Here is a 24,298-nt window from a genome sequence, read left to right as displayed (position 1 = left end):
CTTTACAAGCGGTCAATGTTGACCGTTTTTTTGCAACATAAGGAAATTTTATGGACTTAAAAAACTTATCAAAATCAGCTTTAGCAGAAACTTTTACCTTTAACTTGCTTCATCCTGAAACGAGTGATGAATTGGGGGTAAAAATCAGTGTGGTGTCGGCAAAATCAGACAAGGCATTTGCTTACTTGCAGAAAAAACTGAAAAAAGAGCAATTGCGTGAAATTGAAAATGCCAAAAGTCGCAAGCCTCAATTAAAAGGTTTAGATGAATTACGCACAGAAACCTTAGAGCTTGCCTTAAGCCGCTTAGAGAATTGGGACGGTTTAGAGTGGGAAGGTAAACCGCTTGCCTTTAGCGAAGAAAATGCCCGTATGGTATTGAGTGAATGCGATTGGATGATTGACCAAATTCTGGAACATTCCAACGATTTGGGAAAGTTCTTGACGGCTTAATTGACGATTTGCTGCGTTACGCCCAAAAAGAGTTTGAGTTGGATAAACGCCCCAAAGAGAGTAAAGCGACCTTGAGAGCACATTTACTCTCGCTGTATGAGCAGACAGGCGAAATGCCCGTCGAGCTTGACAATGAGCCACCGAATGATGCGGTGGCTTATTTATTGGGTTATTTCCAACAACTTTCCACGGCAAGACAGTGCGGAATGAGCTTGAACCCGCTGACTTTTACGGAAATAGAGGCGTGGGGCAGGCTCTATAAAATGAAGCTCGACAGTTGGGAAATTGATGTGATTAAACAATTGGATTTAATTTATCTCAATACGCAAATGGAGCATTGATGGAAACCTTAAATTTTAGTCCTGATTATCAAGCGAGCAAAAAGCAAAGCCCGAAATTGAGTGAAGTTGATTTTGGCGATGGCTATACCCAATCTCGCCCGCAAGGGTTAAACCATAACCGAGCGACCTTTAATCTGACTTTTAGCGGTAATCCTGCTCGTATTCGGCAGATTGATGATTTCCTCACAAGACACGGCGGCTATCAAGCCTTTCTCTGGACGCCACCGTTTGGTCAACAGGGGAAATATAAATGTAAAGAGCATCAAATTACCTACCAACAAAGCTATTGGCAACTGACTGGCGAGTTTGAGGAGGTCGTTTCATGACCGCCAATATCACTCCAACATTTCAGCTTGAACTGGCAAAGCTCGAACAAACGGCGTTGCTTGACTTGTTCGAGGTCGATATGCGACAGCTTACGGGCAAAGACGGCAATCGTGGCGAACTGTTCCGTTTTTATGCGGGTACGAATGAACTCACTCAGCCGATTATTTGGCAAGGCAACCGCTATACGCCCTTTGGGGTCAAGGCTGAGGGCTTTGAAATGTCAGGACAAGGAGCGAGCAATCGCCCCACGCTCACGGTCATCAATTTTGATGGTTTTGTGACCGCACTCTCGAACAACTTTGAGCAATGCTTAGGTGCGATTGTACGCAGACGGCAAGTGTATGCTCAGTTTTTAGATGCCGCAAACTTTAAAGCGGGCAACCGCAATGCCGATCCACAGCAAGAGCGAGTCAGTTATTACCTGATTGAGCAATTAACCACGCTCACGCAAGATATGGCGACCTTTACGCTGGCGTTGCCGATCGAAACCGATAATGCCGTGATTAACAAGCGAACGATTTTAGTCACGTGCCCGTGGGTGTATCGCTCAATCGAATGCGGTTATACGGGCAATCCTGTTGCGGACGAAAAAGACCAACCGACCACCGACCCGAAAAAAGACAAATGCTCGGGGTGTTTGCGGGGGTGTCGGCTACGTCATAACACTCTCAATTATGGTGGGTTTATTGGGGTCAATAAATTGGGGTAGAAAATGAAAACCATTGAACAAACCATTTTAGACCACGCTAAACAATGCGAACCGCAAGAGGCGTGCGGATTGATTCTCAGTGACCCTATGATGGGCGAGCGGTTTTATTACCCTTGCCAAAACATAGCAGCCGATCCGCTTAATTTCTTTGAGATTTCGCCTGAGGAGCAAATCGAGGCAGAAAAATTGGGGTGGATTGAGGCGATTGTTCATTCACACCCGAACGGTGAACCTGTGCTATCGCTTGCCGACCGTCAGGTGTTCGCTCACACCGATTGCGATTGGCTTTTAGTCTGTGAGGGGAAATGGCAACGTTTCCCGAAAATTGCACCGCTTGTTGGTAGAACCTTTGAGCACGGCAAAACTGATTGCTACACGTTGTTTAAAGATTTTTACTTTTTAGCGGGTTTAGATATGGATGAGTTCAATCGTCCCGATGAGTGGTGGCACAACGGGCAAAATCTTTACTTAGATAATCTCGAAGGGCAGGGATTCAAGCGGTTAGATTCTCAGGAAACTTTGCAAATTGGCGATGTGATTTTGATGCAGGTAGGGGCGAACGTGCCGAATCACGCGGGCATTTACTTAGGCAGTCAGATGGTGTTGCACCATAGTCCCAAACGACTTAGCAAGCGAGATTTATACGATGGCTACTGGCTCAAACATACACACTCGATTTGGCGACATAACAATGCCGAGCACTTGGATTTTTCTATTCCGCTCGGCATTTTAGGTTAAATTGGGAAAATCTGGCTGTAACCCGTTGGCATTTTGACGGCAAGGCTGAGTTCACCGCCCATTTTCTCAATGTAGCGTTTAAGTGTAGAGAGTTTAACATCATTGCCACGCTGTTCAATCTGAGCAATCGCGGATTGAGATACACCTACGGCTTGTGCCATCTCTTTTTGCGACAATGCTAGGTTTTCACGAATCATCGCAAGCCCTGTTTCTAAAATCAGTTCATCGGACATCTCTTTGATTTTTTGTTGAAACTCAAGTGTTTCACGGGCAATCATCTCTTCAAGGGTGTACATTTTTTTCATCTTATTGCTCCAAACTTTGTAAGTAGTCGGTAAATTCTGCATCGGCGATTTCAATCATTCGCTTATAAAATTGTTTGTCGTTACTTTTATCCCCCGCACAGAGCACAATAGCTTGTCTAAGTGGGTCGAAAGCGAAAAACGCTCGCAACGGCTTGCCTTTATGCTGAATGCGAAGTTCTTTCATATTCGGATATTTTGAGCCTTTTATCGTGTCAGCATAAGGACGTGAAAGCTGGTAACCATACATTTTCAAGTTATTGAGCGATGCAAACACCGATTGACGAACATCTTCGGTTTGCTCAAGCAGCCAGAGATTAAATCGCTCAGTAGCGATTACCGTCCATTGAGATTGTTTTTTCATTTTGTGGTTTTATTGGGTAAGTTTTATCTTATTTTATAATGTATAGATTATATTTTCAATAAGATACAAATTATATCTAAGGAGATATATGATCAAGATTAAATTCTACGGCTCACTCAAGCGTTTTGGCACGGATTTTCAGCTAGATTGCCAAACGGTGGCAGAAGTGCTGAAAGCGTTAATGAGCCAACTTCACGGCTTACGTGAGCAGTTGCAAGCAGGCTATTACAAGGTGCGTATTGGTTCACAGTATTTAGATAATCGCTACTTGGAAAAAGGCTTGCAGTATCGTCTGAAAGAGGGAATGACGGTGCATTTTACTCCCGTGATTAAGGGAGCGAAACGTGGTGGGGTCTTTGGCATTGTGGCAGGGGCATTACTGATTGGGGCGGCAGTGTTACTCGGTCCTGTGGGGGGGGTTATCGCTTTACAAACGGCAATGATGTTAGGCGGAATGGGGCGTCGATGCTGCTCGGTGGGGTGGCACAAATGCTGACTAAAACGCCGAGTATGGGGAGTTTCAATGAGCAAGAGAAAAAATCTTCGACGGCATTCAGTGGGCTACAAAATCGGGTCGCACAAGGGCAAGCCATGCCACTGGCTTACGGGCGAATTTTGGTGGGATCATTGATTATTTCGCAAGGGATTGAGACCTTTGATGTGGTGGAAGAGAAAAAATAACCCGAAGCATTCTCATACTTCGGGTTATTTTACGCCCAGTTTAAGTTGGGTCTACGATGGTTGATCGCACAATCTTTGAGGTAAGAGTTAATAAGCGTTTGATAAGGAATCCCTATTTCGGCGGAGAGTGATTTGAAATAATCGACAGACTCGTCATCAAGGCGAATCGTGATCACCTTTTTCGCTTTAAGTTTTGCGGCATAAGGATTACGCACCGCGTGGCTGAAATTATATTCTTCTTTCATCATATTTGCTCCTGATATTGTTTTGTCTCTCGTAACGTTGCTCGTCTGGCTGAAATAATGCGAATATTTTGATCACGTTCACAATGAACAACCACTAAAGTTCGATTTTTTTCACTCAATCCGAGCAGTAAAAAGCGTTCTTCATCAAAAGAGTGCTCTGGGTCGGGCATAAATAAGGAAAAATAAGAGAATTTGTGTCATAACCATTCCTAAAATTGCTGTTTAATCGTATTCAGTGTGCCAATCCATTCGATTTTTACAATACCATTGACGTAATGCACCTTAATGACAAGGCGGTAATGATTGCCTTTAATATTAAAAATCACGTGATTATTGGTAAGATTTCTTCAAGCAACATTTTTAGAACAAAGAAAGCTGATGAGCTACCTTAGGTTTAGACTGCACTAAATTAGGAGGCAAATCAATTGGCTTTTCTTTTAGCGTTTCTAATGCCTTTTTAATTCCAACTGCAATTTCATACGCCAAATTTACAGGCACAGCATTACCAATCATTTTGTAGGCGTCATTTGTATTCTTGTAAATAAATTTAAAATCATCAGGAAAACCTTGTACTCGAGCGACTTCACGAATTGTCATTCTACGATATAAATTTTCTTTTCCCGCTACAAAACGGTAATCGTTTGTTCCATGCTTTTCCATTTTCGGAGCTTGTGGGTGTAATTGGCATTGTCGTCCCGATGCTTGAACAGTAAAACCTTGTTCATGCCACGCTTTCACTCGATTTCGACTCATAAAAATTGGAGAAAAGCTACCTGTAAAATATTCGTTATTATTGACCGCTTGCGGATTCGTCTGATTTCGTTCTAATGCTGGAACAGCACTATCTTTTAAATCCCAAATAATATCTTTCAATGAAATTTTCTTTTCATCATCAACAGTTGAACCTTTTGGAAATTGAAAATCAATTTTTAGATCTTTTCTAAATCCAATGTAAAATACACGCTTACGTTCTTGTGCTACGCCATAATCTTTCGCATTAACCATAGTCAAGGTTACGTCATAGCCACACTCATCAAACATTTTCAGCAAATTTTGTACTGCTTCCGAATGGCGATTAGCAAGCTATAATTTGCTACGCCTGAATTATCGATTTTCTCACCGTTTACAAATGAATTTCGCTTATCAGGTGGTAAATTATTCCCTGCATAGACATCAAGATATTGTTCTTTGTTTAACAGCATTTCACCCGATAATTCTCCACTTAATTTATTCATTAGCTCAAATTTCCAGCCTAATGTTATCGCCCCTTTTTCAGTTCTTTTGTACTTGTTTTTATAAATCAGGGGTTTGGCAAAGAATTTATCTTTGATTTTTGATGTAGATTGTTCAATTAAAGAATACCATTTACTTCCAAATAATTGTTCTGCACGTTCAGCCTTGATTTTGTTTTCCAAGAAATCTGCATTTTCTTTCTTGTATGAAATTTTGATTTCAACTTCACCAGACTGCTCATTAGCAAGCAAAATATAAATATCTGTTTTCAGCTCACCGTTCTTACAAGTAGGCTTTCCTGATAATGTAATTCTGCGAATTGAATTCAACGTACTCACCAACCACAAAATACTGCTGAATACTTCTTTCGGCTTCTCCAAAATGTGCCATTTTTAGCTCCTAAATTATAGTATTTTTGTTACTTATAATCAACAATTACATTCCTTCAAAAAATTGATGAAAAGTTACACCAAGCGTATTAATGATTTTCTCTAAGCTCTTAATAGATGGATTTCGTTTGCCTTGCTCAATTCCTGCAAGGTAAGTACGGTCAATTTCAGCTTTCAATGCAAATTTTTCTTGGCTTAAGTCTTGGGCTTTCCGTAACTCACGCACTCGGCTGCCTATCTGTTCCAAAATCATAAAAGAATCTCCCAAAATTTTTGCTGATTATCCTTTTTGTAGGTTATAAAACAACGGACTATAAGTAACAAGTCAGAAATAAAACTGAAGAATTACTTGAAAATTAAAAATGCAAGCGGTCAAATGGTGAGTGAAAAATCGCAAAGTTTCACCATAAATCGCCCACTGTACCCCGTGATGTGCGTGTGTTAGGCGGATTGGGGAATATTTCTATCTCGTGGGCGTGGGTAGATGATTTCACCCAAACTGAAATCTGGGCCAGCGAGCAGGATAACCTTGCCAGTGCACAACGTTTAACCAAGCTCACTGCAAAAATGTACAGCCATGAAGTCGGTGCAAAACAGGTGCGTTATTACTGGCTTAGACACGTGCGTGGGCAAAATGTCGGGGCGTTTTATCAACAAGCGGGCGTGCGGGGCGAAAGTTCGGTAGATATTGATAAAGAGCTGAAACTGCTGAATGAAAAACTCAGCCAAAACATCATCAACGAAGTGTTTGATACTGCCGCCCCAGCACGTAAGTTGGAGATGGTAAAAACCGTGGCGAACCTTAATGTGAACCAGTTTCAAGGCGTGAAACAGGTTTACAATGAAGGAGACGGCAAACTTTACACTTGGAATGGCAGAAAATACGAAAGCGGTGTAACGGAAATTTTGGCAAGTGCAATTAAAGGCACAATTGGCGTTGACCAACTTGTGCCGATTCCAACCACCAAACTCACAGGGCAGTTAAACTAAAATCAAATCCCGAATATCAGTGCGAACAAAATTCAAGAGGCGTTAAGCCTTGCTCAAATGCCTGCAATTCCGACAACAAAACTCACGGGCACGATTGGGGCAAATCAACTGCAAGCTAACAGCATCGGGGCGAACCTGATTCAAGCTAACGCCATTGGCACAACGCATTTGCAGTCAAACAGCGTGGGCACACAACAAATGCAAGCCAACAGTATTGGTGCGAATACCATTCAAACTAATGCGATTGGGGCGGATAAACTACAAGCCAATAGTGTAACGGCGGCAAAAATCAAAACGGGGGCAATCCGTGCGAATCACGTAGCTGCAGGGGAGATTTCAGCAGATAAACTGGCGATTGGGCTAGGGGGGAATTTGCTCACTAATCCGATTTTTGCTAATAATGGTAATGGGTGGACGTTATATGTTAATACGTCTCAAATTGCGAATGCTGGTTGGAGTTTCAATCGGAATACTGGTGATTATCAAGGTTATGGCTATCTTGAAACAGAAAACCAGTTCCATTGGCAGACAGCACGAACAAATTCAGATACAAGTAATGTTCGATTTGGTGGCTTGTATCAAGATTTAAAACTAGTGAAAGGGCGTTATTACTGTTTTTCTGCTTATGTTGGCGGTCATCGTTCGTTTCAAGATTTAAATATTGAGCAAGGTGCGGTACAAATTATCAAGAAATCTTGGACAGGGCGTGGCAAAAATGGCGGATATGGTGCGGGTGCGGGCATTTCTAGCAGTGTGGAAGAAGAACGTCGGATTTATATGATTTTCAAAGCCAACGGCAACGTTAATCAAAATTACCGACTTATTATCAATCAATGGGCAGAAGGCGCACAGCAAAACCCGATGATAAAAATTCGTCGCCCTATGCTCGAAGAATGTACCGAATACACCCGAGAGCCTAGCCCTTGGCAAAATGCAGGTGTCACAGCGATTCACGGTGGCTCGATTGTCACCAATTCGATTACCGCTCAGCAAATTGCAGCGAATACGATTACAGACAATGAGATTGTTGGTGGCACGATTGCGGGGAAATATATTGCAAGCAAGACCATTAATGCAGGTCATATTGTGAGTAAGTCTATTACGTCGAAAGAGTTGAATGTGGAAAACTTGTCGGCGATTAGTGCGGATTTAGGCAACATCACAGGTGGTTCGTTGAATATCAACAACCGCTTTAAAGTGAGCAATCAAGAGCAAGTAGAAATGCGTGCTGCAGCAGGAGATGTCGGGCTCGTCATCAACAATAACCAGATTATTGTGTATGACGAGCGAGGAAATGTACGGGTAAAAATTGGGCAGCTTTAGGCGTAAATAGGCGTGATATGAAAAGTTTGATTTTGCTCAATTTGCCATAAATCATAATCAGCTTGCATACCAAGCCACATACTAGGGCTGTTATTTAACGCAAGCCCAATACGAGTTGCCATTTCTGGCGTAATGGCAGTTTTACCGTTAAGAATGCGAGAGAGTGAAATACGGGAAACCCCTAATTTTTGGGCAACTTCACCAATTTTCATTCCCTCAATATATTCTCTTAACACTAAACCTGGATGCGGTGGATTGTACATTTTCATAGTGCCTCCTAGTGATAATCTTGATAATCAACGATTTCAGCGTGTCCATTTTCAAATTTAAAGGTAATTCGCCAGTTTCCATTTACGGTAATCGACCAATGCTCTTTAAGATTACCTTTTAATGGATGCAATCGCCAACTGGGTGCTTTCATATCTTGCGGGCAAGTTGCACGATTGAGAGCATCCAGCTGCAATCTTAATTTCGTTGCGTGCTTGGCTTGAATTCCAGCAGTGAACCTGTAGTGAAAAAGAGTTCAAGCCCTTTGTGTTTAAACGATAGAATCATTTTAGCCTCTTTGTATAAAGTTAGCATACATCTTAAAAGTGGTTTGTAAAGTAACTCGATACAATAAAGGAGAAAAATATGATAGTTGCACTTTTAATTGTAGTGATTTTGTTAGCAGTCTTAGGACTGCTTTTTTATTGGCTAAAAACTAAGAAAAGCGTTAAGGCTAAGGAGGAGAATGTGAATTATGGTTTTAATATTTGTTCTAATTCAGGTAATTTAGAACCACTTAATTTATCTAATAAAGTGCGTTTTTTATTTCAAGGTCAGGTAAGTTTAAGTAATTCTCAAAAAAGTAAACGTATCCAAATACCTTATAAAATTCAAGGTAAAAAATATCAAATTATTGTAAGAATGCCTGAAGATATGCCAACTTATGCTTATACATATTCACCAAAGGTATTTAGGTTTTATCATAAAAGTGATAAGGATGCCATTCTATTTTCCCTAGATAAAATTTCTGAAACATACTTTGATATTATTACCTCAAACATTAATGATGGAGCAGGTACTGAATTTATGGTAGTGATATATGAGTAATTATGGTGTTCAAATTGGCAATTTATCTACACAAGAAATGTCGTGTCTTTTTTTATCGACTATATTTGATATTAACTTAGTTACTGCTAAAAATGGATATAAATCTATTTCTTCAGTAGAAATGTATAGTAAATTAAATAAATTTATTAATGATAATCAAAGAGGTTTGGTTTTTTTAAAGTTTAATGGTTCACAATATATTGATAAGAATTATGGAATAGAAGTTCAAGGTATGAATTTTGAACTTGTAGCTCGTTCTGGAATTGATAAATTCCTTCAATTTAAAGGAAGTCCATTTTTTAATTTTAAACTTTATTTTTATCACCCATAAAAACAATGGTTGAGACTGGATATGGTATATCCATAAGAAATTCAAATAATGAAATTATTTATATTCAGGGATCAAATGGTGAGTTTTCTTATGCTGAGGATTTCAAAATAGGAAATGTGGGTAATAATCGATTATATTTATCATCAAGTTATGCTTTAGCTGGAAATATTCGAAAATTTTATGCTTCAGATGCACAAGGTGGGTTAGTTAGAGCTGAAATGATGACAGGAAATACAGAGCCGTCATATTATCAGTTAGATACGCCTATATTATCTATTAAAGCCCCATCTATTGCAGATGAGGAGACGGTGAAAAAAAGAGGAGCTTATATTGTTTTAAGATAACTATAAACAAAGTGCGATCAATTCTGCACTTGTGTAAGCTCGCAAAAATTTTTGCATAGTTTCGCAAATTATTTTGCATAGCTAATCTCCAAAACCCTATGTAAAATAAAATGCAAAAACCCTCTTTAAATTGGCTTTAAAGAGGGTTTAAATTTAGAACTTATAAATCATATTATCTTCATAAATCCCATCTTTGGAAGCAGATGCTTTAACCACAATTCGCTCATATCCCTCAAACGCCTGCTAATTATCTGTCTTGCTCTCCTGCATATAGTCCAGATAGCGAATAAACTCACTTTTCGTACTGCTGAAGAAGATATATGGCGGTTTTGTGATGTTGATTAAACGCAAGAAATCAATCAAATCAAAATAAGTTGCCTGCTTGTAGCTTTCTTGGCGAGTGCATAAGTAAGGCGGTTCAAGCAATCACAACACCTTTTCTTGGATCTGATAGCATGGAATCAGCTTGTGGAAGGACTCGCTGACAATCTCAATGCCATCTAAATAAGCCTCAGCCGAAGGATAATCACTTTGGCGAACACAGTTCTAGAAATCTTTAGCAAATAACGCCTCAAAACTACCAACTTGCTGACCTGAAAATAGCAACCAAGAAGCCAAGCAATTTAGGTCTTTATAACCTTGAAAATTATTGATTTTACTGATAATTTTCGCTTTAATTTCTTTGCTTAATCGTCCGTTTTTTGGTATAATGCCATGTAAGTAATTAAAGATAATTTGGCGTAATTGATTGGTGTCGTCAATGTGTTTTAATCGTTCTGTGTAGCCATCAAAATCGTTATAAATTACGGTTTCCTTTGGCTTGAGCTGTTTTACTGTATGGCTTAATAAACCACTACCACCAAATACGTCTACAATCGTCCAACCTTTACCCTCTCCATCAATGTGTTTGTCTAACACGGTTTTGACGTGCTTGAGGAACATGCGTTTCTGACCTATAAATGGCAATGGTCCAGCTTTAAATTTTGTTTGTCATTATTATCCCTTTTCTAATTTATTCAGACAAACGGGCTGAATATCCAACCCGTTTTCAACGACTACTTATCGCTGATGAACTTCCGCCTATTTGAAATTTTCGACTTCTTTTGAAAGCTCAAAGCCCTCTTTTGTCGCTATTTAAATGCCAAAATCATCCCTGATAAGCTCTATTTACCACCTCTTTTTCAAGGTGATAGCCTTCCTTCGTTTTAATTTCAAGCACTAATTTTTTTTCCATCCCATCAAAACTGTAGCCTTCAATGTGTATATCGAAAAACTCATACCCTTCCTCATCTGTCATAAATCGGTGATATTCATTTGTATTTGAACCATCTAACGTATTCATTATCTCAACTTGACTGAGCTCCTCTCCAATTTTTTTATAAACCGTAACCTTTAATTTATCTTTACCATATTCAAGATAACGTGCCGCGTCGTTGCCTCCTTGTCCTTGCCCTGTTAAATACAATCTATCAATCATGCCGTATTCATTTTGAGAAATCTCAATGTCAGGCTGTGAAGTAAAAATCACACCTTTTTTCTTCGGATTTTCTATAGCATCAAAATAGATTTGAGAAGTGGCTTGCTCTGGGCTAAAAAGGAATATTGTTGCTTGTCGGTAAGTCGTTTCGTTCGAATAAAATTCGATAGCGCCATTTGAATTAACCGTCCCGCTATTCAATAAAGGACGATTTCCTTCAAACATAACGTAAGCTAATCCTGCATATTTACTATCAAGCTGAATAGTACCCGAAATATGGCTTTCATCTCGAATATAATCCCCATTCCCAAGCTTTTCTCTGTTTTCCACTCGGTCTTGTGGGTCAATCGAAACCGTTACCACCGCCAGCGGGCGTGTTTGAGTCATTGTTGGTACTGAAGTGCCCTCCAATTTCTCTACTCGGTCAGTCAATCCTTTCATATCTTGCCCCACTTGGTAAGCAAAAAGCTCGTAAGGGGTATTCATTTCTGTTGTCATAAGTGTTCTCCTTGTGTAAAAAATTAGGCTCTGCCACGTTGATATGCGGCTTTTAAATCCGCATTGTTAAGTGCGGTCATTTGTTCGCTAATGCCATCTAAAGCGGTCTTAAATTCAGTGATTTTGCTCACTAACGCTTCAGGGGCTTCACTGCCTTTTTCTTTCAATCTGCGTAGCTCTTCGGCAAGTTCGCGGAAGGTGTCTAAATCTGCCGATACTTCGCCACCGAGTAAATCCGCTTTAAGTTGGTTGATTTTTGCTTCGAGCTGTTGATAAAGAGCTTTATCTTGCTCGCCTAAGTATTGAGCAAACTCGGTTAAAAGTTGTTGAATGTTTTGTGTTGTCATAGTCGTCCTATTTTGTAGTTGAGGATTAAGTCGGATAAATCAGGAAAGACCACCGACTCACGAATAACCTTTACCCCGCTTACTTGTTGAATCTGTAGACGAGGCTTAGGCTTAAGGGTAATTTGCACAGGCTTTTTTGCCCGCACTTGCACCTTGTTTTTCGGTTTAGCGTTCAGGCTCGCCATAAGTCACGTCCTTACGTAATGACATTCGCCCACCGCAAAGGGTCTTGACTAAGCCTTGTGGGTTGGTTTGTTGCAAATCCCACTTCGCTTGCGACCACGTTGCCTGCTCGCTTTTCTGGTGGGCAAAAATCAGTGTAATTTCGTTATTTGCCACCAAAATTTCACCGCTTACCGTCGAAAGGCGAATCGGATCTCCACCTGCAGGGCGAATATCGCAATCAAAGCGACTCCCCGTGAAATCAAGCGGTTGATTTTGCTCATCAGTAAACACCAAGGTTTCTGCCTCATCATCTCCCCGAATCCAATCGAAGTTAATTTCTTGCATGATGCACCTCTCTAAACCGCTCATCGTGCTGTTTGCCTGACAGCTCACTCTCATAGGATGCTTTACAATGGTTCGCATCAAAAAATAAACCATTGATAAGGCGATACAGCACACGCCAGCGTTTCTTAGGGTGTTCGGTAAGAACTGCCCTACGATAAGTACGGCTAGAAAGCGTTTCATCGGCAGCACCGCCTGTTAAGGCGTTAAACAGTTGGTCTATGGCAATAATCACGTGATAGCCATAGCGTTTTAACTTGCTTGGAATTGCCATGCGTTTACCTCCTGCTCTAACTGTTCTAATGCTTCCAGCGTTTCAATCGCCACCAAGCGGTCTTCAAATTGCTGTCTTTTACCAATAATAATGCCGATAGCAACCGCAAATTGGTTTGATTTCTCAATCACTTTCTCAATCAGCACATCCAACGGTACGCCACGCACACGAGCGATTTGTTCCAACATCGGCGTTTCAGCTTTTGGATTCGCTTGTTTTGCCAGCGCCTCTTTTTCTTGGCGATAAAAACTCTCAATCTCCGTTTGCGGGTAGCCCACCAGTAAGCCGTTTTTGAGTTGGTCGGCTCGGTTGGCAAGCGTGGTTAGTAGGGTTTCTTTACGTTCCGCAAGGTAAGCGGTCTGTTTTTCGGAGGAAAGCTCAAATCGCTTAGTATCCATATTAAAAACATGAAATTCACTTGGTGCTTTGCCTGAATAGCAAATTTTTCCTCTCTCTACCCAAACCACACCACCATTTGTAAGACTTTCGGAAATGCCATTGATGATTTTTTCATCTTCGACAAGATAAATGCCATCTGGTAATGATTCGATATTCGAATCATCGTAAACAGGGGAGAAAGTGTTTGTTGTTAAATTAAAAAATAATTTCATTAAAACCTCCTAAAAATTAACCCAGCCAATAACAAATAAATTTATTCCTACAGTTTTATTTTGAGGTGTATAAACTGTTACGATGTTATTACTGGTTACTTTAGAGCCGTATGAATATTTTACATGTCCATCGTCGGTTGCAATACTAAGTGATTGAGTGGTCATTTCTTCTGGTAGATAAATAGGCACTGTACCTGAGCTATTTTTAATCTCAGCCCTTAATTGAATAATTCTCAAACCGCCAAATTGGTTGAATCTCATTGTCCAGACATGAGCACCATGATAATGTGATGGATAACTTCTCTCGGCGAATCCCGATTTGTCATAGTAATTGTTTTTTACTCGATCAAAATCACTTAATGGCGCTTTTCCATTAACATCGGCTTCTAGTGCAAGCGTGCCAGACTTCTTGGGTAGCAGTAATGTATTGATATTTCTATATCCATTATGAATATCAAGATGCGATATTTCTCCCATGAAACCATCGTCATTAGGACGACTTTCTAACTTGATGCCTTGTCCTTGATTATTATCGAGCACAACTGATGACCAAGGGCTACCATTCTTTACAACTAAATTCCCCGTCATCGTATCGCCTGATTTCGATACACGATTGTTGGCGTTGTTGTTGGCACTCTCTGCCGTGCGTTGGGCTGAATTGACATCCTCTTTTACTGCGATTTCTCCATTTCGCTTAGGTAATTGAAGTTTAAAGATATTATCGCCATCTGTTCCACGATAAATCATGCTTCCGAATGCATTAGATTCGGTATCTGGATTAACTTCATAGACTAGGTATTTATTCTGGCGATTGCGTAACAGTAATGCAGACCACGCAGCATTTGAGCTATCTATAATCAGATTGCCCGTCATCGTATCGCCTGATTTCGATACACGATTGTTGGCATTGTTATTCGCATTATCTGCCGCTCGTTGAGCATTATCCGCTTTGGTTACCGCACTATTTGCCGTAGTTTGAGCCGTTGTTGCCTTACTTACACCCTCGTTTGCCGTGCGTTGTGCACTATCTGCCGCATTTTTGGCTTCCACGCCTTTATCATAAGCCGTCTTTACTGCTGCACTCGTTGCCACGGTATCGGTACTGGTGCTATTTACTGCGGCAGATTTTTTGGTGTTGGGAATGTAATCACGCTCAATCTCTTGTTTGGCTTGAACTATTTGTTGTGCCAACGCTTTGCCCGCTTTTGCCGTTAAGGCGAGGTTTTCTGCATCTGAATTTGGGGCGTTAGTGAGTTGCACAATGCCTTGTTGAGTGAGGCTGGCCTTGGCAATTTCAGTTAACGTAAAGCCCCAACGCTGCCAATCCGTAGAATTCACTTCATCTGGACGTTTATTTTTATTGGCTCTCAGCGATTTGTAGCTGAGATTGTTATATTGAACGAAAGCCCCTGCAGGATAATCTTGCGTTTCCGACCATTCAGGTAATCCACGCTGCATTAAATATCCGTGTTTTTCATCAGCACGTTTAAATAACCAGTTGAACCACTCCATCGGTGGAATTCCGCCCGTTTGCTCAAAGGAAATTCCCCAGCCACGCAATAAATCGGGGAAATTGTCCACTTCGCCTTGTTTTGCTTCTGAAGCAAAAATATGTTCATCTGGTTTGTTATGTAATGCCATAAGTACCTCTATTGAAGTTCAAATATAATCTGAGTCCCGGCTTGGCGAGGGAGAATATCTAAATGTGAAACAGCGTATTGGATAAACTCCGTCAAGTTTTCACTAGGCACATTGACCGTGACCGTCATATTCAAGTTATCCACCACACGACATTCTCCGCCAAAAATAAAACGGCACGCTTCGATAATATTCGGGAGCGTGCCTGTTTGATAATTTTTAAGAATGCGACATTTAATTAAAAATCGATAATCATCATCCGATAATCGAACACTATCAGCGAGCGGATCACGTTTTCGATACCATTGCCCACCGCCTTTTCGAAGACGACTAAAGCTCATTGCATTTTGTGCGTTTTGAAAGCCGAAGAATTTTCGCAACAAATAACCGTTAATCACTCGAATTTGTCCGACGTGCTTACCCACTAAATCCAGCTGATCGCCTATGGCTTCTTCAATGTTCAGCACATTTTGTAATTGATATAAATCAATAAACCCTTGTACAATCACGTTTTCTAGTAGCCGAATCGTTTCAAGGGCTTTATGTTTACCTTGGTATTGCCAGATCAGCAAATCAGAATACGCCATTACTCTACCTCAACGCTAATATCTGCCTTTAAAATCCGTGCTAATTCACGGGATTGTAACACCACATTTTCCGCTTTCAGGCTTTGTCCTTTACGGGCGATTTTTAGCTCTTTTATCCAGAAACCACCTACCTGGTTAATGGGTGAGTAAAGGCGAGAAAGTGAAACAGATTGCCCAATCTCAAATTTTTGAAGGGTAAGTAATCGCTTGATTTCCTCTTTATCAATTTCGGTAAAGTCTTCATAACGCACACAACGCATCACAATTTGAATATCAACTGCAACCGCACGATCAAACCGAATTAAACGAGGCTCTTTATGCTTCTGCAACGTAACTGCGATTGCACCTTGCAAACCAACTCCCGCCCCTTTGTTTTGATAAATTACCTCCGCAATTTGACTATTTTCACCACCCTCTACAATCACATTGAGAGAATGCGGCTCAATGCCTAATTTATCGCGTTGAGCACTGTTATTTTCGAGAATACGCACCTGCTTCACATCTGGCAATGCCCGAATTTTTGCCGCAATCGCTTCTGCAGAGTTAGTGGCATTTTTAGTACGGCTTACCCAAAAACGCTCACGTAGCTGTGGGTCTGTTTCTTCATCTTCTCCCACTTCGGCATTTTCAAACGTGGTGGCACGCTGTAGCCCTAAAGTGACCGTTTCAATGGTAAGCAGTATGTTTTTGCCTAAATTATACGACCCCAGTTGTTCACTTCTAAAATCGGCTCTTGCCGAACCGTTGCTATCAAGCTGAACATCCGACACCAACACCCATCGGGTTTTATTCGGATCGGATACCATAACACCTGCATAAAGCTGGGTATATGGCTCGCCTGTGAGAATGACCGAACGCAAATAGCTGTAACTTGCAGCACGACGCATCAAACCAGCATAAGCCACACGTTGTTCAAGCCAAGCACCTGTTGCGGCATCAGGATCGAGCTGGTTGTATACCGTTTGAGCCAGCTCTTCAAAATCCATCCGCATTTGAGCAAGCAAGCCTATCATTTGACCATCGGGCGTATCGGCATCAAGGTTGATATTTTGCCCGTAAATCGCTCTAAAACCTTGCTCCAACTTTGAAAGAATGGCATCAAAACTTTCAATCACAATGCCCGTTTCTGTTAGCGTTGCCATTGTTCACACTCCTATTTCTTCGAGGTTGTTTTATCTTTCTTTTCTGATTTGTTTTTTTCTACAGGCTGGAATTGGCCGCCTACCACCGTCATTTTTGAGAGCCAATCGCCCTCCATTGCATCACCTGAATGGAGCAATTTCACGACCTTATATTCCCCGTTGAAATAATCTAGAATTGATTTCACTTCCACCAAGCCGCCAATCGCTAACTGAGGATTAAGCAAACATTGCAACTCCAAACCATCATCGGTATGTTCAGGGGCATTAACCATTCCCGTTTCTTGTGAAATCAGAATAGCTTCGGCTTTCAACACTTTATTTTTAGGGAGAAAAACCAACTCGCCATCTTGAATAGACCAGTCCGCTCCACTGTTTCTTGCCAAGCGATTTAATAATTCTCGGGTATCACCATTCATTACTTTGCCACGAGGTAGTTTTCGCTTATTCGTTACCTCTACCGTACCTAAACTCACGTTGGGCAAGGTTTTACTTAGTTCAGTTAATATCTGATCATCATTACTACCTGATTTCAGCGTGCTGGTAATGCGTGCCTGTGTATATGCACGGAAACCATCGGCACATTCAAGCGTTAAAATAAAATCCAGATCGTGCCGTTGTACATGGGCTTTGGTAATATCGCCCGAATAAATTTGCGTTAAGGTTTGATAACCCACCGATAACGCCACTTTATCAAATGCACCGCTCAGAATTTGATTTAGATGAGAGCGGTTTAAGTTCCACACCCGAATCGTGGCTGGGTTCGGTTTTTCATTGATGGTTTTATCAATATCAAAGCTAATGCGAAGATTATTGATAACCAAAGTGTCGGATTTACCGATAATATCCAATTGAAATTGCCGTCCGAATTGTCGCATCATTTTTCTCCAATATAGAGCGAACAGCGTCCGTTAAAGTCGGTTTCAAACATCGGGTCAAGGGTATTACCACTGTTATCTTCTACCCAGAAAAAATAAGGCTGAGCAGAACGCACCAATAATGGCACACCACACACCATCGCCATTCCTTCCATCACGGATTTATTTTCGCTCAAATCAAATACGCTCATCGCCCAAAACTGCCCGATACTATTAAAGCGGATGGTAAGCCGAATGTTCCGCCCATTAAAGGGGATGACCATTTCTTGATGCACAGTATTTGAGAGCGGAATTTTGTGCAGCTGCATTGTTTCTCCTAAAAATGACCGCTTGTTATAGCTTGCCGAAGTGTCTATTTAAAATACTTCGGGTTTTACCTTCTTCTGAGGCGTTAGGTTGCACCTTACCTTTTACTACCTTGCTTGCAGATTGCGTACTCGCACGACCGCTTTTGCTTTTACCATTCGGCGAGCTTTTCTGACTGCCCTGATTCTGCCCTGCCGTTGCAACCGTCTGAGTCTCAACAATCAATACCTGACGAGCGGTAATAGTAAATTCAGCCGAACCATCTTGCGTCTGACGTACAGAAAGGCTTTCAATTAGCATATCCTCATAACGAAAGATACCTGTTTGAATGGTAATGACCTCACCCGATTTTTGTGTTTTTAGCAAATCAGCATAACATTGCTGAACACGCCCGCTTTGTTCGCCTAAAATATCGCCCAGCCCAAAATCGGGTAACCACGGAGCAAGAACGCGAGCCGCATTCAAACTATCATTTACTGCTGAAATAATGCCTTTCGCTTGAGAAATCAGCCGATTAGCTTTTGCAATGGTTTGCACCGTTTTGGTCGCAACGGGAATGGGAAAAGGAAGGTTATTTAGAAAATCGGTTACCCCTCGAATATGAGGTACACCCAGTTCTTCTAGGGGCGAACTACCGTGGTCGTGATCGACCATTACCCCCGAAATAACCACGCTTTTAGGGCGAACCACTGCGTGATCGGCAACCACACCGCCCGATTCAATCGGGTTTCCCGTGATATTTAACTCGCTACTATGATCTTCTGAGGTAACCGCATCAAGGCGAATTTCGCCAATTGAACGCCCTGAAAGAGATGCCAGCATTTTTCCTCCAAAAAGAAAACCGCCCAAAGGCGGTCTATTATTTAATCGAAATGAATTGCTTGAGCCGTTGATAATTGATGAACTTGCCTTTGCTGTAACAAAGATAGGTGTCGAATAGATACCATAACACACCAATTCCAAACGGCATGGAAAGTACTTTCAATACAGCCAGCTGTTTATCGCCGACATACCACCGATCTACACCTAAAAAACCTAAGCAAAATGAGAGTAGCAGGCAGATATAAGGGCTTTTAAGTGGTACATGTTGTATTAAAATTTCTCGTTGTGCTTGGTTTAGCCCTGCAAAGAATCGCTTTATGCCAAAATACTGCGAAGTTGGAAAATAGTAAGTGGGATGTTTAAACGCTGTTTGCCAGCGGCTGCGGTTATTGCTCATGATTACATTCCTCTTTTAAAAGGAATGTGCCACAACCCAAAACTAAAAGCAATGACTATTGAACAAAACTACTGCCCGTGTTGCGAATCGTTTTAGCCGTTTGATCTGCAACTAATTGTGCCTGTGCATTATTTTGCACGTTAATATGCTGAGTAACCTGATAGCGATTATTGCTATTGGTTTGGCTATTATCGGTGGTGTTGTTTGTTGCCCCAGTTCTGGCAATAGACGCTGCATTTACACCCGACTGTACAGATTTCATCGTTCCTGCAATAACGCTACTGTCCATTGCGTTAACGGTTGAAACCACCTGTTTGACAGGAATTTCAATCGGATCAATGTCTGCCCCAAATTTATTCACCAGTGAAATCAAGCCATTCAGGAACTCAATCGCTGCGACTTTGATATTGTGCCAAGTATCACTGACAATACTCCCCATCTTCTTGAACATAGCAGAGAATGCACCAAGCCAATCGCCAGAGGTAAAGCCATTCACAATTGCTTCCCACACAGCATAAAGCATTTGGAAATACGCAATCACCACGTTAATCGCAATCTCAAAAGAACTTGCTAATGTGGTAGCTACAACAGAAATAATGCCAACAACCACCTCAATTGCCGTTGCAATATCATTAAATACATCTCCGACTATTTGCCCGATACTTTCTGCAGAGCGACCGAATTCGTCGGTTTGTTCAGATGCACCAAATAACGCACCGAAAATACGCCCAATAATGCCAAAGAGATGGCTAAACACACCACCTATAATCCGCACAATGTTAATGAGAGGTTGCATGGAAGCGGTTGATTTTTGCCAACCTTTTACAAAGTCAGCTACCCACGTTTTTACGCGCTTAAGCCAATCACCGACTAAAATCAGCCCGTCTGCAATCGGCTTCCAATAATCACCGAAGAAACTCTCACCGCCCTCCATATAGACGATTAAATCTTCAATTAACAGCAATACAGCCGCAATACCCGCAATCCAAAGCGTAAGCGGGTTAAATAGCAGAGAACGCCCCATCCAAGCCAATGCTGCACCCACAAGATAAATCGCATTTTTCCAGCCGATGGTATGACTTACCAACCGATCAAGCGTGGTAATAAAGGCGTTTGCTGCATCAAAAATCAAGCCCAGAACAAACCCGATGGCATTACCAATAGACGCAATTAACGCACTATTTTCAATAAACCACGCCTTAAATTTTCCGATAAGTTCAGTAATCGCAGGTGCAATTCGCAAAGCGATGGTTTCGCCAAGCGATTTCAGCATAATGCCAAGTTCCGTTAACGCATCTTTAAATGCTGCGGCGGTCGTGGTGTTTTCTTCAGTCCCCACGCCAAGAGTCATCAACTGCATTTCTGCCATTTGTTCGTTGAATTCGTCCAAATCAGCCGTTAGCAATTGAATCATTGAGCCATCAACGCCCAGTTTGGCAAGCATTGCGATCTGTTCACTGCTTTCCATACCTCGCATTTTCTGACGCAATTCTTCAAGCACCACAGAAGTTTGCTTAATGTTACCCTCAGCATCTTTTGCCGATAAGCCATATTGCTCAAAGGCTTTTGCCCCTTTTCCCGTGCCATTTGCGGCTTCGCCAATCACTTTAGAAAGCCCCAAAATAGACGACTGAGCCGCTTGCACGCTTGAACCTGATAATTCTGCCACTTGCCCTAAGCGATGAATGTAATCCGTACTTTCGCCCGTAACATTACCCAGTTGTCGCACCTCATCAAGTGCAGTGAGTTGGTCATCTACAAATGCGGTAATTGCACCACCTGCTGCTGCAAAGGCCAAGCCAAATGCACCGAGTTTTTCGCCAAAAGAGTCGAATCCTGCTGTGAAAGCATGGAATTCATCTCTTGCATCTTGCAAACCAAATACGGCTAAACTCAATTCGCCCAATAAACCTAAAAGCCCTTTCTGATTTTTCTCTAGGGCTTCTGTGTTTTCTTCGACCGCTTTGGCATTTTCAGTAACCGTTTTGGTTTCGTCTTCGGTTGCTTGTGTATGTACTTGAGTGGTTTCCGTAGCCTTTTGCTCGCTTTCACTTAATTGATCAACGCTTTCAGTGGTTTCCGCTAGTATTTCGCTAATAGTTTCGCCCACCGTTTGAGCATCCAATCCTAGCCCTTCAAAGCTCGTACCTACTGCAGATAAACGCTCTTCGATTAAAGCCGTGATGCTTTCAACATTCGCATCACTCGCTTTTAAGCCATCAGTCAGTGCTTCGCTAATGGTTTGCTCAATCGCCGACAAATCAGGTTCAATCTGATCAAAAGCTTTCTCAATTTCACCTACAGCAGTTTGAGCACTTACACCGAGTTCAGATAAACTCTGCTCAAAGGCTTTCAGCTCTTCGGCATCAATATCCACGCCAATTTTAATGAGTAATTCATCGAGTAGCATTAGCTTGTTTCTCCATTAAGGCAAGTTCTGAGATGCACTCGTGGAATGCAAGCAGATCGGAAAGGCTATACACGGTGCGAAGTTCTTGTAACGAACAATAACGCTTAGAAATTGGCGTGAAGATAAACCAATCAACACTAGTACTCTCTTCACGCCCATCATTTACGCCGTCTCTTTGAGCGGCAGAATATCTTTGAGCAATGTCTGCCCATTTTTGAAAAAATCGGCGAATTGGTATTTTACCCCTCGCATAAGTACACCAATAAGATGGTGGCGATATTGGTTAAAATGAGGTTCCAAACGGTCAGATAAACGATACGTTTTACCATCAACTGAAGCTGTTGCGTGAGAAAGCACAAGTTCTTCAACCTCTCTTACTGCGGGTTCACCCAAGTTAGCCAACAGTTGAGAAAGCAGAGCACTGCCGAGCTTTTTCGCTTCTTTTGGACCACTTAGCTGCACACCTTGAGCAATTTTTAACGCTTTTTTCAGTACATTCCACGCCTTAAACGCATTGGCTGGCGTCATCACATAACGCACACCATCTAATTCAAACTCAAATTGTTGTTCCATCATTAAATCCCTTTCTCAAGATTCATTGCACCTTTTTCAAAGACAAATGTCCACGTCTGGGCATTATGCCCCTGCCCACGCACGAAAGTCGGTGGGGTAGTAAAATAGCCTTTTGTTGCCGTTACCAAATCGCCATTCATTAAATCTCGAATAGCAAGAGTCATTGGCGTAAAGGTTTTAATTCGCTCTTTTTGTTGATTGCGAAGTTTAATCAGATACGCATTATCTTCACTGTGCTGTTTCACTTTCAGCGTGAGTTTGCCAGAGCGGTTAGTGTTAGCGATATAAATACCCGTGCCATCAGCACCAATAACCATCTCGCCATCATCGGTTTGAAAAGCAAAGTTAATCACATCAGAGCCATCTGCCCAATCGCTAATCTCACGACCGTCTAACAGCACCACAACTTCTTTTGGATCGAATGTTGCCATAATATTTCCTCTAAATTATTAACGATTGAAGTTGATGATCACATCAGAGAAGTGAATCGCACCTGCTAATTTCACCGCTGTTTGAATCGGTGTTGCACGACGTTGCTCACGATCGCTATCCGAGAGCGTATCCATTGGTGCTGCCCACACATAGTAACCTGCTTCCAAATAATCGCCCGTATTCAATCTGCCAAAACCATCACCATTCCATACACCTGGTGCAAATGCACCATTGTTGATACCTTCCAAACACACTTTTTCTACTGCAGAAATTAAAACTGCCTGCCCTTTATCGGTTAGTGGCACTTTAGTTGGCGATTTATACAAGCGAGCAAATACCTCTTTTTGTACCGCATCGGCAAACCAGTCCAAGATCACAATTTCATCGGCGAATTTACCACCCATGACCGTTCCTTCAGCAATCATCGCGGCATCATCAAAATAGGTGTATACGTTAATACCGAGTCGTTTGGCTTTCGCAAATTCGGTTGCGGTAATTTCATCAGCCGTAATCGTTGGTTGTTGTTTGAATTTCAACGTGAGCGTTGAGTTATTTGCCGCAAAGTTAGTTGAAAGTAAACGTGCCAAAGCTGAAGAGGCTGGGTAAAGGTCATTTTTGTCGAACATTGCCAACGTATGGTCGCACCCTGCATCCATCAATTTTTTATACACGTTATCAGTGGACCACTCTAACTGCTCTTCACGAATCACGTTCGCTCCAAACATTTTTGTGTTCGTTTGAGCATATTTTGCAGCCGCTTCTACCTGTGCATCGGTTAATTGTGCCGCCACCGTAAAGCCATACCAGCTATTGTCTACTTCCGCCACGTGGAATAAGGCTTCTTCCAGTTTTTCTGCTTTTAACGAAACCGCATCTTTACCCAGCACACGTAGTGCCTGTCCTTCTTCTAACTTCAACAAGCCACCGATATATTCGCCCTCACCTGCCTCATTGATTGCATAGAAGATTTGCGTGTCTTTATTTTCACCGCTTGTTGCCGCTTCAATCATAAAGCGATTACCAAGAGCATCATAAGAAACCGTGGCTTGCACAGAAAGTGCCGTCAGTTTTTCTTGAATTTGGGCTGCGATTGCATTGAAATCAGCTAATCTTGAGAAGTTTAACCCTTCTACTTTTTTGATTTCACTACCAATGGTTAAGGCAAAACGGCCATTGGCTACCGCTTTAAACGTTTCTAAATCATCAGAAAGCGTTGCACCACGTAAAGCATTATTGGTTGCGTTGATGGTTGCACGATCTTTTTGCCAACGAGCAATAATCAGTTGCTTCGCACGAGGGCGTTGCGCAAAAAATGGCTGTGCCGCTTTTGCCGTTTCCGAATTTGTGCCAAAAAGCTGCTCCACATCTTTCTGGCTTTCGACATAAACATAACGCGTTTTTGAATCAGTAAATGCTTGCCCCGCTTCTGGTGTGAACAGTGCCACAATGCCAAAAGACTTACGAGCCACCGATTTTGGCATGGTGTTTAATTGAACATTTACAATATTACTAATTGAAAGTGCCATATTGTTTCCTTA

The 24,298-nt window shown here is 41.7% G+C and carries 35 protein-coding genes and 4 pseudogenes; 11 read left to right on the top strand and 28 right to left on the bottom strand.

Annotated elements, in window-relative coordinates:
* Nucleotides 1–50 precede the first annotated feature (50 nt).
* The 5 genes from QMF79_RS09850 to QMF79_RS09830 are packed head-to-tail and all read left to right on the top strand — an operon-like array spanning nucleotide 51 to nucleotide 2,567.
* Entirely contained in the window at nucleotides 51–452 is a 402-nt protein-coding gene (locus QMF79_RS09850) for a hypothetical protein (protein ID WP_040216388.1), read from the top strand.
* 8 nt (nucleotides 453–460) lie between these two features.
* The gene (locus QMF79_RS09845) at nucleotides 461–793 is read left to right on the top strand and encodes a phage tail assembly chaperone (protein ID WP_281773718.1); all 333 of its coding nucleotides are present in this window, start codon (nucleotides 461–463) and stop codon (nucleotides 791–793) included.
* Nucleotides 793–1,119, top strand: coding sequence for a phage tail protein (locus QMF79_RS09840; RefSeq protein WP_111313688.1), 327 nt, complete (start codon nucleotides 793–795; stop codon nucleotides 1,117–1,119). Before QMF79_RS09845 ends, QMF79_RS09840 begins: the two co-directional genes overlap by 1 nt.
* Nucleotides 1,116–1,829, top strand: coding sequence for a phage minor tail protein L (locus tag QMF79_RS09835; protein ID WP_281773717.1), 714 nt, complete (start codon nucleotides 1,116–1,118; stop codon nucleotides 1,827–1,829). Before QMF79_RS09840 ends, QMF79_RS09835 begins: the two co-directional genes overlap by 4 nt.
* A 3-nt stretch (nucleotides 1,830–1,832) precedes the next feature.
* Nucleotides 1,833–2,567 carry a C40 family peptidase gene (locus QMF79_RS09830; RefSeq protein ID WP_281773716.1) on the top strand — a complete coding sequence of 245 codons (735 nt, stop codon included), beginning with the start codon at nucleotides 1,833–1,835 and terminating at the stop codon, nucleotides 2,565–2,567.
* Here QMF79_RS09830 and QMF79_RS09825 read toward each other — a convergent pair.
* The gene (locus QMF79_RS09825) at nucleotides 2,564–2,872 is read right to left on the bottom strand and encodes a helix-turn-helix domain-containing protein (RefSeq protein WP_425591896.1); all 309 of its coding nucleotides are present in this window, start codon (nucleotides 2,870–2,872) and stop codon (nucleotides 2,564–2,566) included. The two genes, QMF79_RS09830 and QMF79_RS09825, sit on opposite strands and share 4 nt — an antisense overlap.
* Nucleotide 2,873: 1 nt before the next feature.
* Nucleotides 2,874–3,233, bottom strand: a complete 360-nt coding sequence (locus QMF79_RS09820; RefSeq protein WP_281773715.1) for a type II toxin-antitoxin system RelE/ParE family toxin — start codon at nucleotides 3,231–3,233, stop codon at nucleotides 2,874–2,876.
* Between the two features lie 88 nt (nucleotides 3,234–3,321).
* Here QMF79_RS09820 and QMF79_RS09815 point away from each other — a divergent pair.
* Nucleotides 3,322–3,914, top strand: a pseudogene (locus QMF79_RS09815) (tail assembly protein).
* Nucleotides 3,915–3,943: 29 nt separating this feature from the next.
* Here QMF79_RS09815 and QMF79_RS09810 read toward each other — a convergent pair.
* From QMF79_RS09810 to QMF79_RS09785, 6 genes and pseudogenes are all read right to left on the bottom strand, one after another.
* Nucleotides 3,944–4,162: a BrnA antitoxin family protein gene (locus QMF79_RS09810; protein ID WP_281773714.1), complete on the bottom strand. Its 219-nt coding sequence runs from the start codon at nucleotides 4,160–4,162 to the stop codon at nucleotides 3,944–3,946.
* The gene (locus tag QMF79_RS09805; protein ID WP_281773713.1) at nucleotides 4,159–4,329 is read right to left on the bottom strand and encodes a BrnT family toxin; all 171 of its coding nucleotides are present in this window, start codon (nucleotides 4,327–4,329) and stop codon (nucleotides 4,159–4,161) included. Before QMF79_RS09805 ends, QMF79_RS09810 begins: the two co-directional genes overlap by 4 nt.
* A 39-nt stretch (nucleotides 4,330–4,368) precedes the next feature.
* Nucleotides 4,369–4,488: pseudogene (locus tag QMF79_RS09800) on the bottom strand (type II toxin-antitoxin system HigB family toxin); the annotation flags it as partial.
* A gap of 31 nt (nucleotides 4,489–4,519) precedes the next feature.
* Entirely contained in the window at nucleotides 4,520–5,200 is a 681-nt protein-coding gene (gene dcm, locus QMF79_RS09795; protein ID WP_281773746.1) for a DNA (cytosine-5-)-methyltransferase, read from the bottom strand.
* A 2-nt stretch (nucleotides 5,201–5,202) separates the two neighbouring features.
* On the bottom strand, nucleotides 5,203–5,721 hold the full coding sequence (locus QMF79_RS09790) for a hypothetical protein (RefSeq protein WP_281773712.1): 519 nt from the start codon (nucleotides 5,719–5,721) through the stop codon (nucleotides 5,203–5,205).
* A gap of 106 nt (nucleotides 5,722–5,827) precedes the next feature.
* Nucleotides 5,828–6,034, bottom strand: a complete 207-nt coding sequence (locus QMF79_RS09785) for a helix-turn-helix domain-containing protein (protein WP_111427304.1) — start codon at nucleotides 6,032–6,034, stop codon at nucleotides 5,828–5,830.
* Nucleotides 6,035–6,219: 185 nt separating this feature from the next.
* Between QMF79_RS09785 and QMF79_RS09780 the strand changes: the two genes are divergently transcribed.
* Nucleotides 6,220–6,771 carry a hypothetical protein gene (locus QMF79_RS09780; RefSeq protein WP_281773711.1) on the top strand — a complete coding sequence of 184 codons (552 nt, stop codon included), beginning with the start codon at nucleotides 6,220–6,222 and terminating at the stop codon, nucleotides 6,769–6,771.
* Nucleotides 6,772–6,828: 57 nt separating this feature from the next.
* Entirely contained in the window at nucleotides 6,829–8,094 is a 1,266-nt protein-coding gene (locus QMF79_RS09775; RefSeq protein ID WP_281773710.1) for a hypothetical protein, read from the top strand.
* Here QMF79_RS09775 and QMF79_RS09770 read toward each other — a convergent pair.
* Nucleotides 8,091–8,363: a HigA family addiction module antitoxin gene (locus QMF79_RS09770; RefSeq protein ID WP_281773709.1), complete on the bottom strand. Its 273-nt coding sequence runs from the start codon at nucleotides 8,361–8,363 to the stop codon at nucleotides 8,091–8,093. The genes QMF79_RS09775 and QMF79_RS09770 overlap by 4 nt on opposite strands.
* 8 nt (nucleotides 8,364–8,371) lie before the next feature.
* A pseudogene (locus QMF79_RS09765) lies at nucleotides 8,372–8,649 on the bottom strand (type II toxin-antitoxin system RelE/ParE family toxin).
* A gap of 78 nt (nucleotides 8,650–8,727) precedes the next feature.
* On the opposite strand from QMF79_RS09765, the gene QMF79_RS09760 reads away from it, so the two are divergent.
* From QMF79_RS09760 to QMF79_RS09750, 3 genes are read left to right on the top strand one after another with little or no spacing between them, the layout of a single operon-like run.
* On the top strand, nucleotides 8,728–9,189 hold the full coding sequence (locus QMF79_RS09760; RefSeq protein ID WP_281773708.1) for a hypothetical protein: 462 nt from the start codon (nucleotides 8,728–8,730) through the stop codon (nucleotides 9,187–9,189).
* A complete protein-coding gene (locus QMF79_RS09755; protein ID WP_281773707.1) occupies nucleotides 9,182–9,520 on the top strand; it encodes a hypothetical protein in 339 nt (112 codons plus the stop codon). Before QMF79_RS09760 ends, QMF79_RS09755 begins: the two co-directional genes overlap by 8 nt.
* A gap of 5 nt (nucleotides 9,521–9,525) precedes the next feature.
* Nucleotides 9,526–9,864 carry a hypothetical protein gene (locus tag QMF79_RS09750; protein ID WP_281773706.1) on the top strand — a complete coding sequence of 113 codons (339 nt, stop codon included), beginning with the start codon at nucleotides 9,526–9,528 and terminating at the stop codon, nucleotides 9,862–9,864.
* Between the two features lie 153 nt (nucleotides 9,865–10,017).
* Here the strand turns inward: QMF79_RS09750 and QMF79_RS09745 are convergent.
* The 18 genes and pseudogenes from QMF79_RS09745 to QMF79_RS09660 form a co-directional block, all read right to left on the bottom strand.
* A pseudogene (locus QMF79_RS09745) lies at nucleotides 10,018–10,830 on the bottom strand (hypothetical protein).
* A gap of 181 nt (nucleotides 10,831–11,011) precedes the next feature.
* Nucleotides 11,012–11,839: a hypothetical protein gene (locus tag QMF79_RS09740; RefSeq protein WP_281773705.1), complete on the bottom strand. Its 828-nt coding sequence runs from the start codon at nucleotides 11,837–11,839 to the stop codon at nucleotides 11,012–11,014.
* Nucleotides 11,840–11,862: 23 nt separating this feature from the next.
* Entirely contained in the window at nucleotides 11,863–12,186 is a 324-nt protein-coding gene (locus QMF79_RS09735) for a hypothetical protein (RefSeq protein ID WP_281773704.1), read from the bottom strand.
* A complete protein-coding gene (locus tag QMF79_RS09730; RefSeq protein ID WP_281773703.1) occupies nucleotides 12,183–12,371 on the bottom strand; it encodes a hypothetical protein in 189 nt (62 codons plus the stop codon). The genes QMF79_RS09735 and QMF79_RS09730 overlap by 4 nt, the downstream gene beginning before the upstream one ends.
* The gene (locus QMF79_RS09725) at nucleotides 12,352–12,696 is read right to left on the bottom strand and encodes a hypothetical protein (protein ID WP_281773702.1); all 345 of its coding nucleotides are present in this window, start codon (nucleotides 12,694–12,696) and stop codon (nucleotides 12,352–12,354) included. The genes QMF79_RS09730 and QMF79_RS09725 overlap by 20 nt, the downstream gene beginning before the upstream one ends.
* Complete coding sequence (locus tag QMF79_RS09720) at nucleotides 12,683–12,967, bottom strand: DNA helicase UvrD (RefSeq protein ID WP_281773701.1); 285 nt, start codon at nucleotides 12,965–12,967, stop codon at nucleotides 12,683–12,685. Before QMF79_RS09720 ends, QMF79_RS09725 begins: the two co-directional genes overlap by 14 nt.
* On the bottom strand, nucleotides 12,946–13,578 hold the full coding sequence (locus tag QMF79_RS09715) for a hypothetical protein (RefSeq protein WP_281773700.1): 633 nt from the start codon (nucleotides 13,576–13,578) through the stop codon (nucleotides 12,946–12,948). Before QMF79_RS09715 ends, QMF79_RS09720 begins: the two co-directional genes overlap by 22 nt.
* A 9-nt stretch (nucleotides 13,579–13,587) precedes the next feature.
* A complete protein-coding gene (locus tag QMF79_RS09710) occupies nucleotides 13,588–15,219 on the bottom strand; it encodes a tail fiber protein (protein ID WP_281773699.1) in 1,632 nt (543 codons plus the stop codon).
* A gap of 8 nt (nucleotides 15,220–15,227) precedes the next feature.
* Nucleotides 15,228–15,803 (bottom strand): DUF2612 domain-containing protein, encoded by a 576-nt coding sequence (locus tag QMF79_RS09705; RefSeq protein WP_281773698.1) that lies wholly within the window; start codon nucleotides 15,801–15,803, stop codon nucleotides 15,228–15,230.
* Nucleotides 15,803–16,945: a baseplate J/gp47 family protein gene (locus QMF79_RS09700; protein WP_281773697.1), complete on the bottom strand. Its 1,143-nt coding sequence runs from the start codon at nucleotides 16,943–16,945 to the stop codon at nucleotides 15,803–15,805. Before QMF79_RS09700 ends, QMF79_RS09705 begins: the two co-directional genes overlap by 1 nt.
* 11 nt (nucleotides 16,946–16,956) lie before the next feature.
* Nucleotides 16,957–17,823: a phage protein gene (locus tag QMF79_RS09695; protein WP_425591895.1), complete on the bottom strand. Its 867-nt coding sequence runs from the start codon at nucleotides 17,821–17,823 to the stop codon at nucleotides 16,957–16,959.
* Complete coding sequence (locus QMF79_RS09690; RefSeq protein WP_276783342.1) at nucleotides 17,820–18,128, bottom strand: phage baseplate plug family protein; 309 nt, start codon at nucleotides 18,126–18,128, stop codon at nucleotides 17,820–17,822. Before QMF79_RS09690 ends, QMF79_RS09695 begins: the two co-directional genes overlap by 4 nt.
* A 25-nt stretch (nucleotides 18,129–18,153) precedes the next feature.
* Nucleotides 18,154–18,948 (bottom strand): phage baseplate protein, encoded by a 795-nt coding sequence (locus QMF79_RS09685; protein WP_281773696.1) that lies wholly within the window; start codon nucleotides 18,946–18,948, stop codon nucleotides 18,154–18,156.
* Between the two features lie 37 nt (nucleotides 18,949–18,985).
* Nucleotides 18,986–19,345 carry a TM2 domain-containing protein gene (locus tag QMF79_RS09680; protein ID WP_281773695.1) on the bottom strand — a complete coding sequence of 120 codons (360 nt, stop codon included), beginning with the start codon at nucleotides 19,343–19,345 and terminating at the stop codon, nucleotides 18,986–18,988.
* Between the two features lie 55 nt (nucleotides 19,346–19,400).
* Nucleotides 19,401–21,755, bottom strand: coding sequence for a hypothetical protein (locus QMF79_RS09675; RefSeq protein WP_281773694.1), 2,355 nt, complete (start codon nucleotides 21,753–21,755; stop codon nucleotides 19,401–19,403).
* 162 nt (nucleotides 21,756–21,917) lie between these two features.
* Complete coding sequence (locus QMF79_RS09670) at nucleotides 21,918–22,331, bottom strand: phage tail assembly chaperone (protein ID WP_281773693.1); 414 nt, start codon at nucleotides 22,329–22,331, stop codon at nucleotides 21,918–21,920.
* Nucleotides 22,331–22,759 (bottom strand): phage structural protein, encoded by a 429-nt coding sequence (locus QMF79_RS09665; protein WP_281773692.1) that lies wholly within the window; start codon nucleotides 22,757–22,759, stop codon nucleotides 22,331–22,333. Before QMF79_RS09665 ends, QMF79_RS09670 begins: the two co-directional genes overlap by 1 nt.
* Nucleotides 22,760–22,777: 18 nt before the next feature.
* Entirely contained in the window at nucleotides 22,778–24,286 is a 1,509-nt protein-coding gene (locus QMF79_RS09660) for a DUF3383 domain-containing protein (RefSeq protein WP_281773691.1), read from the bottom strand.
* Between the last annotated feature and the right edge of the window lie 12 nt (nucleotides 24,287–24,298).

Source organism: Pseudohaemophilus parahaemolyticus, assembly GCF_938021905.1.
Lineage (GTDB): Bacteria > Pseudomonadota > Gammaproteobacteria > Enterobacterales > Pasteurellaceae > Haemophilus_A > Haemophilus_A parahaemolyticus_B.
This window is presented reverse-complemented; position numbering and strand designations above follow the sequence as displayed.

Excerpts from the sequence above, each read along its gene's own strand:
- QMF79_RS09785 (WP_111427304.1), bottom strand. The coding sequence starts at position 6,034 with ATGATTTTGGAACAGATAGGCAGCCGAGTGCGTGAGTTACGGAAAGCC.
- QMF79_RS09665 (WP_281773692.1), bottom strand. The coding sequence starts at position 22,759 with ATGGCAACATTCGATCCAAAAGAAGTTGTGGTGCTGTTAGACGGTCGT.
- QMF79_RS09850 (WP_040216388.1), top strand. The coding sequence starts at position 51 with ATGGACTTAAAAAACTTATCAAAATCAGCTTTAGCAGAAACTTTTACC.
- QMF79_RS09810 (WP_281773714.1), bottom strand. The coding sequence starts at position 4,162 with ATGATGAAAGAAGAATATAATTTCAGCCACGCGGTGCGTAATCCTTAT.
- QMF79_RS09685 (WP_281773696.1), bottom strand. The coding sequence starts at position 18,948 with ATGCTGGCATCTCTTTCAGGGCGTTCAATTGGCGAAATTCGCCTTGAT.
- QMF79_RS09705 (WP_281773698.1), bottom strand. The coding sequence starts at position 15,803 with ATGGCGTATTCTGATTTGCTGATCTGGCAATACCAAGGTAAACATAAA.
- QMF79_RS09775 (WP_281773710.1), top strand. The coding sequence starts at position 6,829 with ATGCCTGCAATTCCGACAACAAAACTCACGGGCACGATTGGGGCAAAT.
- QMF79_RS09820 (WP_281773715.1), bottom strand. The coding sequence starts at position 3,233 with ATGAAAAAACAATCTCAATGGACGGTAATCGCTACTGAGCGATTTAAT.
- QMF79_RS09715 (WP_281773700.1), bottom strand. The coding sequence starts at position 13,578 with ATGAAATTATTTTTTAATTTAACAACAAACACTTTCTCCCCTGTTTAC.
- QMF79_RS09760 (WP_281773708.1), top strand. The coding sequence starts at position 8,728 with ATGATAGTTGCACTTTTAATTGTAGTGATTTTGTTAGCAGTCTTAGGA.
- QMF79_RS09670 (WP_281773693.1), bottom strand. The coding sequence starts at position 22,331 with ATGATGGAACAACAATTTGAGTTTGAATTAGATGGTGTGCGTTATGTG.
- QMF79_RS09690 (WP_276783342.1), bottom strand. The coding sequence starts at position 18,128 with ATGCAGCTGCACAAAATTCCGCTCTCAAATACTGTGCATCAAGAAATG.
- QMF79_RS09830 (WP_281773716.1), top strand. The coding sequence starts at position 1,833 with ATGAAAACCATTGAACAAACCATTTTAGACCACGCTAAACAATGCGAA.
- QMF79_RS09840 (WP_111313688.1), top strand. The coding sequence starts at position 793 with ATGGAAACCTTAAATTTTAGTCCTGATTATCAAGCGAGCAAAAAGCAA.
- QMF79_RS09660 (WP_281773691.1), bottom strand. The coding sequence starts at position 24,286 with ATGGCACTTTCAATTAGTAATATTGTAAATGTTCAATTAAACACCATG.
- QMF79_RS09750 (WP_281773706.1), top strand. The coding sequence starts at position 9,526 with ATGGTTGAGACTGGATATGGTATATCCATAAGAAATTCAAATAATGAA.
- QMF79_RS09725 (WP_281773702.1), bottom strand. The coding sequence starts at position 12,696 with ATGCAAGAAATTAACTTCGATTGGATTCGGGGAGATGATGAGGCAGAA.
- QMF79_RS09740 (WP_281773705.1), bottom strand. The coding sequence starts at position 11,839 with ATGACAACAGAAATGAATACCCCTTACGAGCTTTTTGCTTACCAAGTG.
- QMF79_RS09825 (WP_425591896.1), bottom strand. The coding sequence starts at position 2,872 with ATGAAAAAAATGTACACCCTTGAAGAGATGATTGCCCGTGAAACACTT.
- QMF79_RS09805 (WP_281773713.1), bottom strand. The coding sequence starts at position 4,329 with ATGCCCGACCCAGAGCACTCTTTTGATGAAGAACGCTTTTTACTGCTC.
- QMF79_RS09680 (WP_281773695.1), bottom strand. The coding sequence starts at position 19,345 with ATGAGCAATAACCGCAGCCGCTGGCAAACAGCGTTTAAACATCCCACT.
- QMF79_RS09700 (WP_281773697.1), bottom strand. The coding sequence starts at position 16,945 with ATGGCAACGCTAACAGAAACGGGCATTGTGATTGAAAGTTTTGATGCC.
- QMF79_RS09720 (WP_281773701.1), bottom strand. The coding sequence starts at position 12,967 with ATGGCAATTCCAAGCAAGTTAAAACGCTATGGCTATCACGTGATTATT.
- QMF79_RS09730 (WP_281773703.1), bottom strand. The coding sequence starts at position 12,371 with ATGGCGAGCCTGAACGCTAAACCGAAAAACAAGGTGCAAGTGCGGGCA.
- dcm (WP_281773746.1), bottom strand. The coding sequence starts at position 5,200 with ATGTTTGATGAGTGTGGCTATGACGTAACCTTGACTATGGTTAATGCG.
- QMF79_RS09835 (WP_281773717.1), top strand. The coding sequence starts at position 1,116 with ATGACCGCCAATATCACTCCAACATTTCAGCTTGAACTGGCAAAGCTC.
- QMF79_RS09695 (WP_425591895.1), bottom strand. The coding sequence starts at position 17,823 with ATGATGCGACAATTCGGACGGCAATTTCAATTGGATATTATCGGTAAA.
- QMF79_RS09710 (WP_281773699.1), bottom strand. The coding sequence starts at position 15,219 with ATGGCATTACATAACAAACCAGATGAACATATTTTTGCTTCAGAAGCA.
- QMF79_RS09675 (WP_281773694.1), bottom strand. The coding sequence starts at position 21,755 with ATGCTACTCGATGAATTACTCATTAAAATTGGCGTGGATATTGATGCC.
- QMF79_RS09755 (WP_281773707.1), top strand. The coding sequence starts at position 9,182 with ATGAGTAATTATGGTGTTCAAATTGGCAATTTATCTACACAAGAAATG.
- QMF79_RS09735 (WP_281773704.1), bottom strand. The coding sequence starts at position 12,186 with ATGACAACACAAAACATTCAACAACTTTTAACCGAGTTTGCTCAATAC.
- QMF79_RS09770 (WP_281773709.1), bottom strand. The coding sequence starts at position 8,363 with ATGAAAATGTACAATCCACCGCATCCAGGTTTAGTGTTAAGAGAATAT.